The 17,030-nt window shown below is 53.1% G+C and carries 17 protein-coding genes and 2 tRNA genes; 10 read left to right on the top strand and 9 right to left on the bottom strand.

The genetic code is table 11. The annotated features are described in order from the left end of the window. Positions 1–101 precede the first annotated feature (101 nt). Positions 102–1,391: a trigger factor gene (tig, locus tag D7Z26_RS12650; protein WP_120977319.1), complete on the bottom strand. Its 1,290-nt coding sequence runs from the start codon at positions 1,389–1,391 to the stop codon at positions 102–104. Between the two features lie 106 nt (positions 1,392–1,497). Further along, entirely contained in the window at positions 1,498–2,424 is a 927-nt protein-coding gene (locus D7Z26_RS12645) for a hypothetical protein (protein WP_120977318.1), read from the bottom strand. A 203-nt stretch (positions 2,425–2,627) separates the two neighbouring features. Between D7Z26_RS12645 and D7Z26_RS12640 the strand changes: the two genes are divergently transcribed. From D7Z26_RS12640 to D7Z26_RS12630, 3 genes are all read left to right on the top strand, one after another. Continuing rightward, positions 2,628–2,701: transfer RNA gene (locus D7Z26_RS12640), tRNA-Gly, on the top strand. 191 nt (positions 2,702–2,892) lie between these two features. Then, positions 2,893–2,969: transfer RNA gene (locus D7Z26_RS12635), tRNA-Arg, on the top strand. Between the two features lie 70 nt (positions 2,970–3,039). Further along, entirely contained in the window at positions 3,040–3,612 is a 573-nt protein-coding gene (locus D7Z26_RS12630; protein ID WP_120977317.1) for a GNAT family N-acetyltransferase, read from the top strand. Between the two features lie 59 nt (positions 3,613–3,671). Here D7Z26_RS12630 and D7Z26_RS12625 read toward each other — a convergent pair whose 3' ends face one another. Continuing rightward, a complete protein-coding gene (locus tag D7Z26_RS12625) occupies positions 3,672–4,658 on the bottom strand; it encodes a Gfo/Idh/MocA family protein (RefSeq protein WP_120977316.1) in 987 nt (328 codons plus the stop codon). Between the two features lie 136 nt (positions 4,659–4,794). Between D7Z26_RS12625 and D7Z26_RS12620 the strand changes: the two genes are divergently transcribed. Then, the gene (locus tag D7Z26_RS12620; protein WP_120977315.1) at positions 4,795–5,685 is read left to right on the top strand and encodes a YihY/virulence factor BrkB family protein; all 891 of its coding nucleotides are present in this window, start codon (positions 4,795–4,797) and stop codon (positions 5,683–5,685) included. 51 nt (positions 5,686–5,736) lie between these two features. After that, the gene (locus D7Z26_RS12615) at positions 5,737–6,168 is read left to right on the top strand and encodes an EamA family transporter (protein WP_120977314.1); all 432 of its coding nucleotides are present in this window, start codon (positions 5,737–5,739) and stop codon (positions 6,166–6,168) included. An 82-nt stretch (positions 6,169–6,250) separates the two neighbouring features. Here D7Z26_RS12615 and D7Z26_RS27960 read toward each other — a convergent pair whose 3' ends face one another. Together D7Z26_RS27960 and D7Z26_RS12610 are read right to left on the bottom strand one after the other, a co-directional pair. Further along, positions 6,251–6,382, bottom strand: coding sequence for a hypothetical protein (locus tag D7Z26_RS27960; protein WP_267901003.1), 132 nt, complete (start codon positions 6,380–6,382; stop codon positions 6,251–6,253). A 28-nt stretch (positions 6,383–6,410) separates the two neighbouring features. Next, positions 6,411–6,740 (bottom strand): hypothetical protein, encoded by a 330-nt coding sequence (locus tag D7Z26_RS12610; RefSeq protein WP_120977313.1) that lies wholly within the window; start codon positions 6,738–6,740, stop codon positions 6,411–6,413. A 131-nt stretch (positions 6,741–6,871) separates the two neighbouring features. Here D7Z26_RS12610 and asnB point away from each other — a divergent pair, with 131 nt between their 5' ends. Continuing rightward, positions 6,872–8,728: an asparagine synthase (glutamine-hydrolyzing) gene (gene asnB, locus D7Z26_RS12605; RefSeq protein ID WP_120977312.1), complete on the top strand. Its 1,857-nt coding sequence runs from the start codon at positions 6,872–6,874 to the stop codon at positions 8,726–8,728. A 77-nt stretch (positions 8,729–8,805) separates the two neighbouring features. Here the strand turns inward: asnB and D7Z26_RS12600 are convergent, their stop codons facing one another. Further along, positions 8,806–9,441: an XTP/dITP diphosphatase gene (locus D7Z26_RS12600; protein WP_120977311.1), complete on the bottom strand. Its 636-nt coding sequence runs from the start codon at positions 9,439–9,441 to the stop codon at positions 8,806–8,808. After that, on the bottom strand, positions 9,438–10,184 hold the full coding sequence (gene rph, locus D7Z26_RS12595; protein ID WP_120977310.1) for a ribonuclease PH: 747 nt from the start codon (positions 10,182–10,184) through the stop codon (positions 9,438–9,440). The genes D7Z26_RS12600 and rph overlap by 4 nt, the downstream gene beginning before the upstream one ends. 159 nt (positions 10,185–10,343) lie before the next feature. Here rph and D7Z26_RS12590 point away from each other — a divergent pair, with 159 nt between their 5' ends. From D7Z26_RS12590 to D7Z26_RS12580, 3 genes are read left to right on the top strand one after another with little or no spacing between them, the layout of a single operon-like run. Next, positions 10,344–11,675: a spore germination protein gene (locus D7Z26_RS12590; protein WP_120977309.1), complete on the top strand. Its 1,332-nt coding sequence runs from the start codon at positions 10,344–10,346 to the stop codon at positions 11,673–11,675. A 6-nt stretch (positions 11,676–11,681) separates the two neighbouring features. Further along, positions 11,682–12,827: a hypothetical protein gene (locus D7Z26_RS12585; RefSeq protein ID WP_120977308.1), complete on the top strand. Its 1,146-nt coding sequence runs from the start codon at positions 11,682–11,684 to the stop codon at positions 12,825–12,827. 24 nt (positions 12,828–12,851) lie between these two features. Further along, complete coding sequence (locus D7Z26_RS12580; RefSeq protein WP_120977307.1) at positions 12,852–13,955, top strand: Ger(x)C family spore germination protein; 1,104 nt, start codon at positions 12,852–12,854, stop codon at positions 13,953–13,955. A 3-nt stretch (positions 13,956–13,958) separates the two neighbouring features. On the opposite strand, the gene D7Z26_RS12575 is transcribed toward D7Z26_RS12580, so the two are convergent. After that, positions 13,959–15,029: a GerMN domain-containing protein gene (locus tag D7Z26_RS12575; protein ID WP_120977306.1), complete on the bottom strand. Its 1,071-nt coding sequence runs from the start codon at positions 15,027–15,029 to the stop codon at positions 13,959–13,961. Positions 15,030–15,200: 171 nt separating this feature from the next. Here D7Z26_RS12575 and D7Z26_RS12570 point away from each other — a divergent pair, with 171 nt between their 5' ends. Next, positions 15,201–15,755, top strand: a complete 555-nt coding sequence (locus tag D7Z26_RS12570; RefSeq protein WP_120977305.1) for a phosphatidylglycerophosphatase A family protein — start codon at positions 15,201–15,203, stop codon at positions 15,753–15,755. A gap of 72 nt (positions 15,756–15,827) precedes the next feature. On the opposite strand, the gene D7Z26_RS12565 is transcribed toward D7Z26_RS12570, so the two are convergent. Beyond that, positions 15,828–16,868: an MBL fold metallo-hydrolase gene (locus tag D7Z26_RS12565; protein ID WP_120977304.1), complete on the bottom strand. Its 1,041-nt coding sequence runs from the start codon at positions 16,866–16,868 to the stop codon at positions 15,828–15,830. Positions 16,869–17,030: the final 162 nt, after the last annotated feature.

Here is a 17,030-nt window from a genome sequence, read left to right as displayed (position 1 = left end):
GGACGAACAAACCGTCGGAAGCCCGTCGAATATGTATGTAGGGTGAAAAATAAGGCACGCAGGTTAAGCGTGCCTTGACTATGTGTTCGGTAAAGCCCGTATTATTCTGCTTTGCTGTTGTCGACCAGGAATTTGACCGCTTTGCGAACTTTCAGATCCGCGCCCATGTTCTCCAGGTAGCCGTTTGCCGCGAAAATATCGCGAAGTTCTTGCGCGGGACGGTTGTACAGCTTGGACAGGTTATCCAGCTCTTCATCGACTTCCGCTTCGGATACTTCGAGGTTTTCCGCTTTCGCGATTGCTTCGAGAACGAGGTTGTTGCGAACGCGTTTCTCGGCGTCGCCTTGCATTTGCGCTTTCAGAGCGGCGGCATCTTGACCGCTGAACTGATAGTACAGATCCAAAGTCATGCCTTGTTGGCGCAGGCGGCTTTCGAAATCCTTCAGCATGTGATCGATTTCGGTATCGACCAGCACTTGAGGAACTTCGACTTCGGCGGCTTCGGTAGCTTTATCGACGATCGCCGTTTCGCGAGCGATTTCCGCGTCCTTCGCTTTGCGTTCTTGCAGCTTAGCGGACAGATCGGCTTTGTATTCGTCCAAAGTGTCGAACTCGCTGACGTCTTTGGCGAACTCGTCGTCAAGGGCAGGCAAGTTTTTGCGTTTGATTTCATGCAGCTTCACTTTGAACACGACCGCTTTGCCAGCGAGGTTCTCCGCTTGGTAATTTTCCGGGAAAGTGACATCGATGTCTTTCTCCTCGGCGATGTTCAAGCCGACGACTTGCTCCTCGAAGCCCGGAATGAACGATCCGGAGCCGAGCTCAAGCGCATAGTTCTCGCCTTTGCCGCCTTCGAACGGCACGCCGTCCAAGAAACCTTCGAAATCGATCGAAGTGTGATCGCCAAGTTGAGCAGGTCCTTCGTCAACGACGACGAGCTCCGCGTGACGCTGTTGCAGGCGCTCCAATTCGGCGGCGACTTCTTCGTCGGATACTTCCGCGTTCTCGGCAGGAACGACCAAGCCCTTGTAATCGCCAAGCTTCACTTCCGGCTTAACGGTTACTTTGGCTTTGAATTTGAAAGATTGGCCTTTGGCGAATTGCTCGACGTCCACTTCGGGACGATCGATCGGTTCGATGCCTTTTTCGTCGATCGCTTTCGTATAGGCTTCAGGAAGCAAAATATCGATGGCGTCTTGGTATAGGCTTTCGACTCCGAAGCGAGCTTCGAAAATGCCGCGCGGCACTTTGCCTTTGCGGAAGCCCGGTACGTTTACTTTCTGTACGACTTTGCGGAATGCCTTGTCCAATGCGATGGTAACTTGCTCCGCATCCACTTCAACCTCAAGAACCCCTACGTTCTTCTCTATCTTTTCCCAGTTTGCTGTCATTTTATGCTTTCCCCTCCGTAACATCTTGCCGCTTTCTGCGGCCGCTCACATAAACCACTCTATTATAGAACAACATCGCGCGCCATTCAAGGCAGAACTTCCTGCGCTAGGGCGCTTGGCGCGGATCGATCGAATATTGGCGTAACCAACGAAGTGCTTGCTCGTACCGAAAGCGCAATTCGCCCGTTATTCCGTATTGTTCCCGAATCCAGTCATCGCCATGTTGGCCGTGCAATTTTTCCATGAGCAGCTGATGCAACGCCGCTCCCCAAATATCGGCGGCGCTATCGTCATCGTCGATCATGCCCTTGTAGATCGTCGTTCCGTAAGCGATCTCCACGCATTCCTTCCACATCTCCTCGGCGAAATAGCTCAGCGTCGGATCGGAAACCTCGGCCGCGCTCCGGACCCGGTCGAGCGCCTGGTGAATGCCTTGGGGGTACTCCCCGAAAACGAGCGGAGTATCCGCCGCTTCCACCGTTAAGCTCTCGCCGTCCCTCCAGAAGGAAACGGGACCCGTTGCCCCTTGTTTCTTCAAAGCTTGCAAAGCCCGGAATTGCACCGGAGGTATGTATTCCTTCCTCGCGAGCCACTGACGCAGCGACAGCTCGATATCCGGGTGCGATACATGCATCAGTTGGGCTAGCACCAACAGTTGCTGCTCCGGATCGTCCCCATTATATAGAGAAGCTAATAATTGCGGGATATATTCGGCATCGGATTGCTGACGTTCGGCCAACCTGCTTTGAATCAAGCTGTTCTCGTCCTCATCCTCTTCCTCGTCTCCGCCGAAGGAAATCGTGCCGTCGATCGACCCGCTGACCGCTTCGGGAAACGCCGCGTCGAGCCATCCCAGCAATGCCTGCCACTCCGTATGGTGCTTCTCCGCCTCTCCTCGGCACTGCAGCAGGAATGCAAGCAAAACTTTAGCGTCTCCGTACCGCTCCGTCTCCAACATTCTCGTTAGCTGGATTTGATAATAATCCAAGGTTTTCGGAAATAAAACCAAATTGTCTTTCGTTCCGTCAGTCACGGGGTGACCCCCTCCAAATTTACCGGTTATGCTCTGGCGTTCCGTTCTCCATCGCTTATTGTCACCAGCCCCATGCGGCAAGTTCAGTCCATCGCATTATATCATGAACGGCATGCAAAATAAAAAACAGGCTGCGACACGTGCGGCCGGTTTCATTGCGTTCCGCAAGAAAATCATGCTATTATTATTGTACTACATACTATGCGGGTGTAGTTCAATGGCAGAATGCCAGCTTCCCAAGCTTGAGGCGTGGGTTCGATTCCCATCACCCGCTCCATTATGAATCTCATCGACAATTTATTCCCATCACCCGCTCCATTATGAAATCTCAAACGCATCATCCGCCGGACGTGCTAGCCGCGTTCGCGGAAGATGCGTTTTTTCGTTCATGCAGCGAAAAAAGAATTTTTTAGCTAGAAGAATTATCCTTGCGGAACAAAAACGATTGTGGTAAGATACTTTTTGCGTGTCTCAGTAGCTCAGCTGGATAGAGCAACGCCCTTCTAAGGCGTCGGTCGGGGGTTCGAATCCCTCCTGGGACGCCATTTCTAAATCCATCATCCCCGCCCGCCGGCCTGTTGCCGGCGGGCGGGTTTTCGTATAGGAGAGATACAGATGACGATCAAATCGGCCTCGCCTCGACAAGCGGCCTCCATTTCCAAGCTCGTATTGCTCGCAATCGGCAACATCGCTTATCAGTTAACGGGCGCGAATAACGATGCAGACGCTTTGGGTCGTCTCGAGGAGTTCATCGGATCGGAAGGCAATCGCTTCAGCAATTCCTGCATCCTCGTCGAGGAGCTTGACGGCAAACCCGTCGGAATGATTCTATGCTACCACGGCAAGGACGCGGATAAGCTTAACGAGCCCATTATCAGGCACCTCGAAGAAATCGGCGGAGGGAGCGAATTAACGCGAATCGATAAGGAAGCGGATGAAGACGAGTATTATATCGATGCTCTTGCCGTCGATCCCGCCTATCAAGGCCGAGGAATCGCCAAGCAATTGATCGCGGCCGCGGAAATCCGTTCCCTCTCGCTTGGCCACGACAAAATCGCGCTTAACGTTGAGCACGGAAACGAAGGCGCACACCGGCTTTACCGGAAACTAGGTTACGAAGCGGACAAAGAAATTACGATCAACCGCAAGCCTTTCAGGCATATGATCAAAAAGCTGGCTTCTACCTAAATAAGAGGCATTCCCGTTCAGGTCGCTTGCGGCCTTGTCGGGAATGCCTCTTTTCGTTGTTACGACTCGAAAGGATATCGCAAATTCCATTGCCAGCGAATGCCGTCCAACGTCCGCATGATCTCAAGCGTCTCGTCAAGCGGCATCGTCAGGCTCTCCGTTCGCCCTTCGCGCAAGCACGCCATCGCCTCCACAGCTTCGAACGCATACCCGCTACCGGAACGGCTATCCTCGTAGACGATCGGCTCTTCGCCCGCCACGCGAAGGGTCGCCGTTCGCGCCGCGAAAAATTCCGGGATATGGATTTGACCTTTCGTCCCGAGAATATAAGCTTCGTTAGGCATAGCCAATTGCACCGCCCCGTTCAACGAGGCCGTTTTCCCGCCTTCGTATTCCAGAAGCAAGGAGAACTGTTCGTCCACGCCCGTAGCTCCGATCCTAACGTTGCTGTGAACCCTGGCAGGTTGTTCTCCGAATACCATGGAAACGAACGACAAGGGATAGATGCCGACGTCCAACAACGCGCCTCCCCCCAGATTCGGATCGAGCAGCCGGCTTCCCGCTTGCCATTCGAAATCGAAGCCGAAATCCGCCTTGACCATACGAACTTCTCCGATCCGTCCTTCGGCCAACCATTGCCTGACTTGCGCAATCGCCGGCAAGTATCTCGTCCACATCGCTTCCATGAGAAAGATTTGATTTTCACGCGCGTAGGAAATCAACTCTTCGGCTTCCCCTGCGTTTATCGTAAAAGGTTTCTCGCACAATACCGCTTTGCCGGCGCGCAAGAAAATCATGGCGTTGTCCCTGTGAGCCGGATGCAACGTTCCGACGTATACGATATCGATATCCGGATCCTGGGCCAGCTCCTCCAAGCTTCCGTAAGCTTTCGCTATGCCGAACTCGCTCGCGAAGCTCTCGGCTTTCTCCAAGCTCCTTCCCGCAACCGCCGCCAAATGCGCGCCTTCCGCGTGGACAAGATCCTTCGCGAACTGTCTCGAGATCATTCCCGGACCCGCGATTCCCCATTTTATCGTCGTTGTCACATCGTCACCGTTCCTTTCCCTAAATAAGCATTCCGTTCATTATCTCACATATGCTGTGAAGTGGACATGCTTAAAGAAAGCGATCCGGCGGGTAATAGAACCTAAAACTTAAGCCCGATTCGAAGGAGGCTTCGCCATGAATAACAAGAACCGGACGACCGAGTTCGTTCGCTGCATGATATCCCGTTTCCAAGAAGACGACCTGCCTGCCTTGGCCGCCCAGCTAACCTATTACTTGATTCTCGCCTTTTTCCCTTTCCTAATTTTCGTCGTCAGCATCGTCGGATTCGCTCATCTGACCACGGAAGACTTAATGGGCGAATTGTCGCGCGTTCTGCCGTCCGATACCGCCGATGCCGTACGCTCGATCGTCGATGAAGTGACGGCGAACGAGAACGGCACCTTGCTGTCGATCGGCATGCTGGCCACGATATGGGCGGCTTCCAATGGGATGAACGCCATTATTAAAGGTCTCAACAAAGCCTACGACGAAGAGGAAACGAGACCTTTCTGGAAGGTACGGGGTTTATCCGTCGTCGCGACGATCGTGCTGGCGATCGTCATTCTTATCAGCATGCTGATGCTCGTATTCGGAAGGATCGTAGGCGAATGGCTTTTTCGCCGGCTCGATTATCCCTCCGCTTTCCCGTGGACATGGGGGTTCGTCAAGTTAGCCATCCCCCTTGTCGCCATGCTGGGCGTGTTCATGCTCCTGTATCGTCACGCACCCAACCGCCGATTGAATTGGAGCGCCGTCGTACCCGGAACGTTATTCACGACGATAGGCTGGATTATCTCATCCTTGGCATTCGCTTTCTACGTCAACCATTTCGCCAATTACACGAAAACTTACGGAAGTATCGGAGGCATTATCGTATTGCTCGTCTGGCTCTACTTGAGCTCGATAATCGTATTGCTCGGGGGCGAAGTGAACGCGACCCTCGCTTTCGCGAAGGAAGGCAAGACGAAATGCGAATCGAAAAAATTCGGCTTGCGGCTGCCGTGGCTCAACAATAAAACGGGATAACCCGATACTTATTATCGAATAACAAGATATCGACAATCAGGAGGTTCGTCTATGGGAGCATGGCTAATCTACGCGCTTTTGTCCGCGGCAACGGCGGCATTGGTCGCGATATTCGGCAAAATCGGGCTGAAGGACATCGACGCCAACTCCGCTACGGCGATCAGAGCGGTCATAATGGCGTTGTTCTTGTTAGGCGTCGTCGCCGTACAAGGGAAATTCCATCAGCTCGGGGAAATCGTCGCCCAGAAGAAGGCGATGTCCTTTATTTTGCTAAGCGGCGCATCGGGCGCGGCTTCATGGCTGTTTTATTTTCTCGCGCTGAAAGGCGGCAAAGTCGCACAGGTCGGACCGATCGACAAGCTCAGCGTCGTCTTGGCCGTCGTGCTGGCCTATTTCTTCCTCGGGGAGAAAATCTCGTGGGTGAACGCGCTCGGCGTCGCGATGATTGCCGGAGGGGCTATATTGGTTGCTTTGAAGGCATAAACGATACCTGCGACTCCCCAACTGAATAAGCCGCCTCTCCCGGGAGATCGGGAGGGCGGCTTGGGTTAGGCCGGACATTCACTTAGCGGTTATGAGGCTGCGCGGGACTGTTCTGCGCGGGATGGAAGGTGTTGTTCTTCAACGTCTCCTCCACGTACTCTTCGCCCTTCTTGGCGATTTGATTGCCTTTGTTTTTCTTGAATTTATCGGCCATAGGTTTCCTTTCACCCCCCCTCGCAAGATCATTGCAGAATGTTCATGTCCTCGATGTGCTTCTTTGTCTCTGGAGTCCCTAAACGGTATAACATTCCGTAAATGTCTTGAAGCAGCGCGATAAACGTCTCGTCCTCCGGATCGTCGCTAACCATCGGATTGCCGCTGAAGTGAAAAGCGTTGTCCTCGTCCGAATCCTGAATTTCCTCGAACAACTCTTGCAACTGATGCACTTCGTCGTCGTTGGCTTGGATGGCGAACTCGAAAGCGGCCGCCTCGCGGTCCTCCAATACTTGCCTGGCCCCTACCGCGACGTAATAAGTTTTCCTATTCGAGTCTTCCCTATCGTTATGTTCCATCGATCACGTACCTCTTTTCCCGGCGGCGCGCCGTTTGTCATGATATATTTTCTCCCGTCGGACATACATTTTATGCCTTTTTTCGCATATCCATCTTATGATCGTTTTTAGGGAGAGGAGGGTGGAGGTACATGTGTGGCATTACCGGATGGATTGATTGGAACAGCGACTTAACGACGAAGGCCAACGCGATCGAGAAAATGACGGAGACGCTCGAGTTACGGGGACCGGACGCGACGGGTACGTGGCTGTCCCGCCATTGCGCCTTCGGACATCGCCGGTTATCGGTCATGGATCCCGCAAACGGCGCGCAGCCGATGGTGCGACCCGCCAAAGGATCGGATATTCACGATTGCGTGCTCGTGTATAACGGAGAGCTGTACAATGCTCCCGAGCTTCGCAAGGAGCTCGAGTCTCTCGGTTATCGTTTCCGGACGACTTGCGATACGGAAGTTCTGCTGCTTGCTTATGTGGAATGGGGACCGAATTGTCTCGATAAGCTGAACGGCATTTTCGCCTTTGCCATATGGCAGACCGCCGAAGAAAAGCTATTCATGGCTCGCGACCGCCTTGGAGTCAAACCGCTATTTTATCGCCGCGAGGAAGGCAGATTCCTATTCGGCTCCGAGCCCAAATCGATTCTCGCGCATCCCGATGTTCCGGCGGAGATCGACGCCGAAGGGCTGGCGGAGCTGTTCGTCATCGGGCCGGCCAGAACGCCCGGACATGGCGTTTGGCGGAATTTCAACGAATTGAAGCCGGGCCATTTCCTCCAATACGACAGGAACGGAATGAAAACGTCCGCTTATTGGCGGCTCGAAAGCGCCGAGCACGCGGAAGATGTCGCGGGAACGGCCGAGAAAGTTCGCGAATTGCTCGCGGACACGGTCGAAAGGCAGCTCGTATCGGACGTTCCGATCTGCACGTTGCTGTCCGGAGGACTCGATTCCAGCGCTCTTACCGCGCTGGCTGTCGAATATTACAAGCGCACGGGGCAAGGCGACGTGCATACGTTCTCCGTCGACTACGTGGATAACGATAAACATTTCCAAGCTCACGATTTTCAGCCGAATTCGGATGCTCCTTGGATCAAGCGAATGACCGATTATTTGTCGACGGTCCATCATTCGGTTCAGTTCGATACGCCGGAGCTATTCCAAGCGCTCGAAGCCGCCGTGCTGGCCAAGGATACCCCGGGCATGGCGGATATCGACGCTTCATTGTATTTGTTCTGCCGGGAGATCAAGAAGGAAGCGACCGTCGCGATTTCCGGGGAAGCGGCCGATGAAATCTTCGGCGGTTACCCTTGGTTTCACCGCGAGGAAGCATTGAAGGCCGAGACGTTCCCTTGGTCGCTCACGACCGGTTTGCGCTCGAGCGTGTTGTCGCCGGAACTGAAAGAAAAGCTAAAACCTCAGGAATACTTGGCAGACCGCTATGCTCAAGCCGTAGCGGAAGTCCCCCATCTTCCAGGGGAAGATGAAACCCACAGAAGGATGCGGAGAATGTCGTATTTGAACATTACCCGGTTCATGCCGACTTTGCTCGATCGCAAAGACCGGATGAGCATGGCCGTCGGTCTGGAAGTGCGCGTTCCGTTCTGCGATCATAGGCTCGTCGAATACGTATGGAATATTCCTTGGGAGATCAAAGCCGCGGGCACTCGGGAGAAGGGCATTCTGAGAAAATCGTTGGAAGGCGTTCTGCCGGACGACGTACTGTATCGCAAAAAAAGTCCTTACCCGAAAACTCATAACCCGAATTATTTGACCGCGGTACGCACTCGATTGCTGGAAAGGTTGAACGATCCGTCTTGCCCGCTGCTTCCGCTGATCAACGAGAACAGGATCAGGGATCTCGCCGCGACGACGGATGCTAATTCCCATCTCCCTTGGTTCGGCCAACTCATGTCCGGACCGCAGTTGTTCGCCTATTTGCTTCAAATGGACTTCTGGCTGAGAGAGTACGAAGTGAAGCTCGTATTGTAAGTTCTTTACTACGAACGAAGAGACTATTCCAACGGGTCTGATCGACCTGCGGAATAGTCTCTTATTTACTTTCGTCGTTATTCGCCGATCAGAGTCAGCAGCTTGCGAAGAGCGTTCCCTCGATGGCTGATGGCGTTTTTCTCTTCCGGCGCCAACTCGGCCATGCTCTTGCCGCGCTCCGGCAACCAGAAGAGCGGATCGTAACCGAAGCCGCCTTCCCCCTTCGCTTCGCGAAGGATTTGCCCTTCGACCGATCCCTCCGCTTGCAGCTTGCTTTCATCCGCGGGATCGTACAGGACGAGCGCGCACATGAATCTGGCCGCGCTGAGCTGCGTAACGTCGGCTTGACCTTTTAATTCCCCCGCGTCTTCCAACCGCTTCAGTTCCCTTAGCAGTTTAGCGTTATTGTTCGCGTCGTTAGCTTCTTCTCCCGCATAACGCGCGGAATAGACGCCGGGCGCTCCATTCAGTTCGTCGACGCACAAGCCGGAATCGTCCGCCAGCACGGCGAAACCGACGATGTCCGCGACGGCCTTCGCCTTCAAGAAAGCATTGTCGGCGAACGTCTCTCCGGTTTCTTCGATGTCCGGGATTCCTTCGATGTCGTGCAAGTCTTTCACCAATATGCCAAGTTTGCCGAATGCTTCGCGAAATTCCTTGGATTTGCCGCGGTTTCGCGTCGCCAGCAGTATCGTATCTCCGGACTTGATCATGCTTTACCTCCGCCGATCCGTTCGCCAGCCGCTCCGAGCGTATCCTTCTGCATTTGAACGAGCTGTTGAATGGCTTCTTCGGCAAGCGACAGCATCTGATCTAGCTCCGCCCTCGAGAACGGCGCTTCTTCTCCGGTACCTTGTACCTCGACGAAAGCTCCCGCGCCCGTCATGACTACGTTCATGTCGACCTTCGCCTTGGAGTCTTCCTCGTAATTCAGATCGACGACCGGTTTGTCTTGAATGACTCCCACGCTGATCGAGGCGAGATAATCCGTCAACGGATATTTCTCGAACGCGTTCGTTCCCGACAGCTTGTGAATCGCAAGAGCTAACGCGATATATGCGCCCGTAATCGACGTAGTCCGGGTACCACCGTCCGCTTGGAGGACGTCACAGTCCAACGTGATCGTTCTTTCGCCCAGCGCGTGTAGGTTGACGACCGAACGAAGCGCGCGTCCGATCAAGCGTTGGATTTCCATTGTACGGCCGGTCAGCTTGCCCTTGGCGGACTCGCGTTGATTGCGGGTGTGCGTCGCGCGAGGCAGCATGGAATACTCCGCCGTTACCCAGCCCTTTCCTTGCCCCTTAAGAAACGGAGGAACCCGTTCTTCCACGGAAGCCGTGCACAGCACTTTCGTGTTGCCCGCTTCGATCAGAACGGAGCCTTCGGCGTATTTATTCGGATGAAGCGTGACCGCGAACTTCCGCAAGTCGCGAGGTTGTCTGCCATCGGATCTCATTTATTTACCTCCCAGATACTCAATCCCTCCTATTTTACCAAAGGTTGCCCGCAAAAGCACCCAACAACACATCCCGTCCGATCATCGCGTTCGGCGTATGATCCGGAAAGGCTGGGGCATTATACAGATGATGGAAAATAACGACGGAGGGGAAAAATCATGCTCGAGCAGATTAAGCAACTCTTCGACGAGTCGACGGATTTGTTTACGGAAACCCTCGATAACGGTTACTGGCCGATGGAGATCGCCTACTTCCCCGCCATGTGCGACGAAAGAATCAAGGACGGCATACTAATCCCTTACTCTTATCGGTTCGACCCGGACGAGTTCAGAAGAATGCTCCATTCCAATCCGAAATACGAACGAGCGGACAATCCGGACGAGTGGCCGAATTTGCTGCTTAAGGGTTACGCCTTGATTAAACTCGAGGAGACATGCTATTCCTTCAAATCCGATCGCACGCTTTACACGCAGCCGGACGAGACGCAGCTCGAATCTTCGCTTCAAGGCCCCCAATCCGCCTTTACCGAGGATCTCGAATTGAATGCGTACTTACTTCGCAAAAGATACAACGTTCCGACCTTGTCGGTCGAACCCTACGAGAAGGGGAGCTTGTCCCGAACCGCGATTTTCGTCGTTTACGATCGTAAGCTCGTCAATCCGAGCGTTCTGGAATTGCTGCGCAAAAGGCTTGATAAAGTTAACATAGAGCTGCTTCAGTCAACGGGCCAACTGATCAAAGAGTTAACCGACAAAAATCATCTCTTTTTCCCGACCCTCTTGCAGTCGGAACGTCCCGACAAAGTCGCCGTCATGCTTAGCCGGGGCAAGGTCGCCGTACTAATCAACGGCAGCCGGTTCGCTCTGCTTCTTCCCGTCCGTTTGTTCGATTTCATGCATGCGATGGACGACGACTACGAGTCGTTCTGGATTAGCCGCTTTCTTATCGTCATGCGTTATGTGGCCGTCTTACTAACCATTGTGCTGCCGGCGGCCTATATCGGCATCGTATCCTACAATCCGGAAATCTTCCGAATTCAACTCGCCTTTACGATAGACGGAAGTCGCGCGGGCGTTCCTTATCCCTCGTTTATCGAGGTGTTCATCATGCTGTTCATGATCGAGGCGCTCATCGAAGCGAGCATTCGGCTTCCGAAGTCCGTCGGTTCGGCCGCGACGACGGTCGGCGGTCTCATCTTAGGGCAAGCCGCCCAACAAGCGGGTCTCGTCAGCAGCATCATGATTATCGTTACCTCCGTAGTGGCCATATCCAATTACGTCATTCCGAACCATACTTTCAGCCAAGCCATTCGGCTCATGAAATATTGGTTCATCCTTATCTCCATGATCTACGGGGTAAGCGGCATCGCCGTATTATTCTTCGCTTTAATCGTCTATCTTTGCCATCTCCGCAGCTTCGGGGAGCCTTATCTCGCGTTCTATGGGGGGCAGAATGACCAGAAACCGCAAAGTGCGCAAAGGAAGAGTTGAGCGAGAATGGTTCGTTATTTCTACTACCACGTAATCTACGTCGGGCTGATCAATATCATGCTGTTCGTTCCGTATACGCTTATTCAAAATCGGTTTCACGGCGCGGTGCCTGCCATCGTCATTTCGATCTTCCTAGGGACGGCGTTGGCCTATGTAACGATCAGTCTCTATTTGAAATTTCCGGAGATGGGCCTGCCGGAAATTCTAAATACGTATTTGCCAAGAACGCTTGCTTTGACGCTAATTCTACTGACGACGGTTCTATGGTTCAGCGGCGGGATGCTCGTAATATATTCTTACTCGAGGACCATTCAACAATTTTTCAATCCCGACATGAATCCCTACCTCTTCTCGAGCCTTATGATCGCGGCGGCCATCTGGGGCGGCACCCGATGCACCCGAACCGTCCAATTCGCCCAGGAAATCGTCTTGTTCGCCTGCGCTCCCCTAATTCTCGCGTTAATCATGAAGGCGATTTTCAGTAAATGGTTGAGCTGGGACGCGATACGTATTACCGCGGGTTACGTCAAAACGATGCCTTCGTTCCTATCGCTAGCGGCGGCTATGTTCGTCTTCGCGGGCTTTAACACGCTTGCCGTATTCAACCGCTTGGTTCCCGCGGACACGAAAATCCGTTTTCGTTGGATCATTCCGGTGTTTTGCACGTTGATCATGCTCATTTCCTTTTTTGTTCCGATCGGATTTCACGGCACAGTAGGCGTAGGGCAATATGTTTACATTTGGAGCATAACCGCGGATTCGATGATCATGGAATACGGGTTCATTCAACGCGTTCTCTACGTTTTCTTGTTGCTTTTTACCGCCCTGACGCTCATGTTCGCCATGAATACGTGGCATTCGGCGGCGGAATTCCTGAAGTCTTGCCATCCCAAGCATCGGCCGAAAACCGAGCAATACCCCGTTCCCGCTTCCAACTGGTGGATTAACGCCTCCTTCGGCGGACTTACTTTGTTGTATGCCTTCTGGGCGGACGATAGTCGCAACGAGTGGACGAGCCATATTTGGCTTTATGCGCGGTTCTCCGCGGATCTATTGGCGGTAGTCGTATTCAGCTTGATTCTTCTTTTGAAATTACGACCGAAGCAGCAGAACAAACAAACCGTCCCGAAATCGGCAAGCTCGGATTCGTAGCGGCGTTATACGGGAGGAGAAGGCATGATATCGAAAAGAAAAATAATCGGAGTCTTCTTCTTGCTTGCTTCGGTAACGCTAATCCTCGGAGGCTGCGGCTTCAAGGATATCGACAAAAGGTTTTTCGTAGTGGCGATGGGCATAGATCCGGGTACTCGGAAAGACTTGATCAAGGTTACGCTGAGATTGGCCATTCCATCCTCGAAGATAGAGAGCGGCGAAGCGAAAACCGAGCTCGAATCGCTCGAAGCGCCCACGATCGCCGAAGCCATTAGACGGATTAAATCGCTCGTGGACAAGGAACTCGACTTCGGACATTGCAGGGTTATCTTATTCGGAAAGGAGACGTTGGAAAACGGCGTGCGGGAATCCACGAATTGGTTTCTTCGCAGGCGCGATATTCAGATGGTCGCATACGTAGGGATGGCGGAACCGAATGCTACCGATGTACTGCAGCTCAAGCCGCAATCGGAACGTTACCCCGGCAACTCTCTAATCTTATCGTTCGGAAGCGAAGGCACGGAATCTTCCTTCATCTTGACGGAGTATTTGTTCGATTGGACACGAAGATTGGCGGAAACCGGAACGGATGGTTTTTTGCCCGTCGTTCGTGTCGATAAAGACAAAAATTCCTACCAGATCGATAAGGTCGCTTTCCTCGACAAACAAAAGCTGCGCCTTTGCCTGAATGCGACAGAGACGCAGCTATTCAACATTTCGGCGAAAAAGTTCAGAAAATCCATCATTTCCGTCCCTATCGAGAACGTTCCGATCGTCCTTGCCCTATCCAGCGTAAGAACCCATATCGATTATAGCAAGGGGGAAATCCCCGAAATCACTTTGCGATTACGCGCAACCGGCATGTTGGAGGAAAGTCCTTCGAAATTCCTGAACGGCAACAATAGGGTAATCGAACAAAAGATTGAAAAGGCATTCAACGATCAGGTTGAAACTCTGCTCTATAAGATCCGCGATGCCGGAGTCGATCCCTACGGCTTCGGGTTGCATTACCTGTCCACTTATTTCGGAGATCATAAGATGTGGGAGCGCTGGAAAAGCGCTTATCCCACCATTAAATTTCATGTGAAGAGCCGGATCGTCATCGAGGAAACCGGGCTTGTGGAATAAAGGCTACCTACTCAACGCGTTCACGATTGCGGGACGGGTGACCGGATGATCGTAAGTCCGGTTAGCCGAATCGACCAGCGAATCGTTGCCGTTCATGGCGACCTGGACTTGGGGTTTGCCCGATGCTTCGGTAAGCGTAAGCACGAGAGCTTCCATCATCTCGGAAGGAACGGGTGACTCCGGCATCCAATCGTCGGATTTAAGCGATACTTGAACGGTGTCCGCCATATTCCCGAGCTTTTCGATCGTCATATCGGAGGTCAGCACGGCCTTTAAGGCGCTCGACGGTTTCGGACCGGCTATCAATTGCTCCAAGGCTGCCTTTGACGGATCGACTTGGCGGTTGACGAGACGGGTAACGGGGACGAAATAACCTTCTCCATCCTTGGATTGCGCCGAGAAGTAAAGCGTAACGCCCATGGAGCGGTTAATCTCGACGTTCGCCGCGGCTTCCACGTTAATTCCCAGACCGCGAGTAAGCACCGTATCCACCGGCAAGCCCGAGGCAGGCAGCGACCGAATCGGTTTGCCTCCTACGGATAACCGAGCCTTATTGATTCCCGGAAGTTCGGTAAGCGTCCATACGAGCGCTTCGATGACTTTCCGTTCTTGCGAAGCTTCGATTCCCGGTAACGGAGCCGCGAAGTCGACGGAAATCGTCTGCTGGGCTTTGTTCTCGGTAACTTTGTTAAGCTTCGTCCCTGCGGGCAGCACGGCTTGAAACCCGGGCGGGAGTTGATCGGCGAGTTGTTTGTTGACGGTCATCCAAGCGATCGCCTTCTGAACGGGAGATTCGGAAGATTTCGAATCCGCGTCCAGCTTGAGAGACATCGGCGCCAAATAACCGTTGCTATCCAGCAAGTAAACCGTGACTACGTCGTCGTTCTGCGATAACGTTCTGGTAGAGGTCCCGTTCAGCATAGCTTGTTCGATGTCGGACGGCGGCGGGTCGATGCTGGCCGATACATCCTTGTTCGCGACCGGAGTTTGGCTACAGGCGGATAGCAAGGGTAACAATAGTAGCAACGCCGGCCATTTCTTGAACCATTTTCCCCGATAAGACCTGATTTCCATGTACTTATCCTCCCTAGATATGAGAACTATGAGAATTATATGAGACGGCCGCCGTTTCTCCGCCGCTCTAATTGTAGTACTATGTATACGGGCCCTTGGGACAATTATGTATGTTTGTCCCGATCAAGTTCATGACGGAGGCCATAATGGCTTCGGAAAGAGGTGTCGTTCATGTCTCAACCGAACATGTACCGGCTAAACAGCAAAGATGTCGCGAAAGCGACGGAAGAATGGTTAACGAAACGCGGAGTTACCAAGGAACAGATCGGACAGCTAGTCATGCTGCTGCAGAAAGACTATTTTCCTGAACTTACGCTTGCGGAATGCGTCGTGAACGTAGAATCCGTGTTATCCAAACGGGAGGTCCAGAACGCCGTCCTCACCGGCATCCAACTCGACCTGCTCGCGGAGGAAGGCAAGCTTCTGCCGCCCTTGCAGGATATGATTGCTTACGATGAGGGCCTCTACGGCTGTGACGAAATATTGGCGCTTAGCATCGTGAACGTATACGGCAGCATTGGATTTACGAACTTCGGGTACGTGGATAAGTTGAAGCCCGGCGTATTGAAGAAGCTGAACGATAAAAACAGCGGAGAAATCCACACGTTTCTTGACGATATCGTAGGTGCGATCGCCGCCGCGGCATCTAGCCGTATCGCGCACCGCAAACAAGCGGAACGCGAAGCGGCTGCCGAGGAAGTTGCCCGGGAAGCGTCGCGGGAGTAAAGATAGAAACAAAAAAGCCGAATTAGTTGCTTTTGGGCAACTAGTTCGGCTTTTTTGTCCGGCTGACGGAATTTATCCGATATTGTCCGCTTCTTGATAACGAATCGACGCGATCTTGCCTTCTGAATCCGCCGCGCCCTCGATCCGTAATGCCATGCCCCGTTTGGCCATATACTCGAGATGCGCGATCGTCTCTGCCAACGCGAACCGCAAATTGTGCGTGTTGCTCCGTAACTTCTCGCCGAATAACAGCTCGCACATTTCGAATGCCGTCTTTTCCCCGCCCTTTAACATACCTGCCATTTTCGCCAGACGCCGCTCGTGATGTTCCAGCAGTTCGCCGATCCGTTCGCGATACTCCGGGAACGGGTCCCGATGTCCCGGGTAAACCATCGCGACTTCAACCGGCAACAGCAATCGCAAGCTGTCCATGAACGAACCCAGCGGATCGGGATCCCCGTTCGGCATCCATCCGATATTCGGGGTAATGCGGGGGAGCACCTGATCGCCGCATAGGAGTTTCCCTCCCTTACCCTCGTAGAACAATAAGTGTCCCGGAGCATGTCCTTCCCCGCCGAGAATGTCCCATTCGATTCCGCCCATTCGATGCGTATCCCCAACTTGCAGAAACCGAACATCCATCGGTTGAGGCGATACTTTGGCAACGAAACCGCTCATATGCTCCCTCATATCGCCGATCAGCTCTTCCGCCAACCCGTGGCGGATGAACGCTTGGGTCAACTCACTGGAGAACGTCTCGCCTTCTCCCCACAACCGAGCCGCGTTTTCTTTTGCTACCCGCGACATCCAGACCGGAGCCCCCGTCCGTCTTTGAAACCATCCCGCCATTCCGTAATGATCGGGATGATGATGGGTGAGCACGATCGAACGAATGTCTCTCCATCCGATTCCAAGTTCTTCAAGCGCGTATGTCCAGAACGTTTCGATCTCTTCCGTCCGCAGCCCCGGATCGATAAGAGTCCAACCGTTCCCGTCCTCCGATCGTTCGGGCAATAAGTAGGCATTGACCCATTTTAACGAGAAAGGAAGCGGGACTTTTACTTGCAACCACCCGTTATCCAGCTTCTTAATGGCATCCCCGAGTCCGTTCATCCGTTACGCCTCCCAAGCAGTACCCGTACGTTGTCTTCCCCGTTCCGCATCCTACGTAATCTTCGCCGAAGCTCTCCGTAAACCAGTCATCCATGAAGCTTGCTGCCCCCTGAGCGTTCTTTTCCATTCCATTATCATAACATCATTCGACACAAGTCCCAA

Origin of the sequence: Cohnella endophytica, assembly GCF_003628305.1 — a bacterium.
Lineage (GTDB): Bacteria > Bacillota > Bacilli > Paenibacillales > Paenibacillaceae > Cohnella > Cohnella endophytica.
This window is presented reverse-complemented; position numbering and strand designations above follow the sequence as displayed.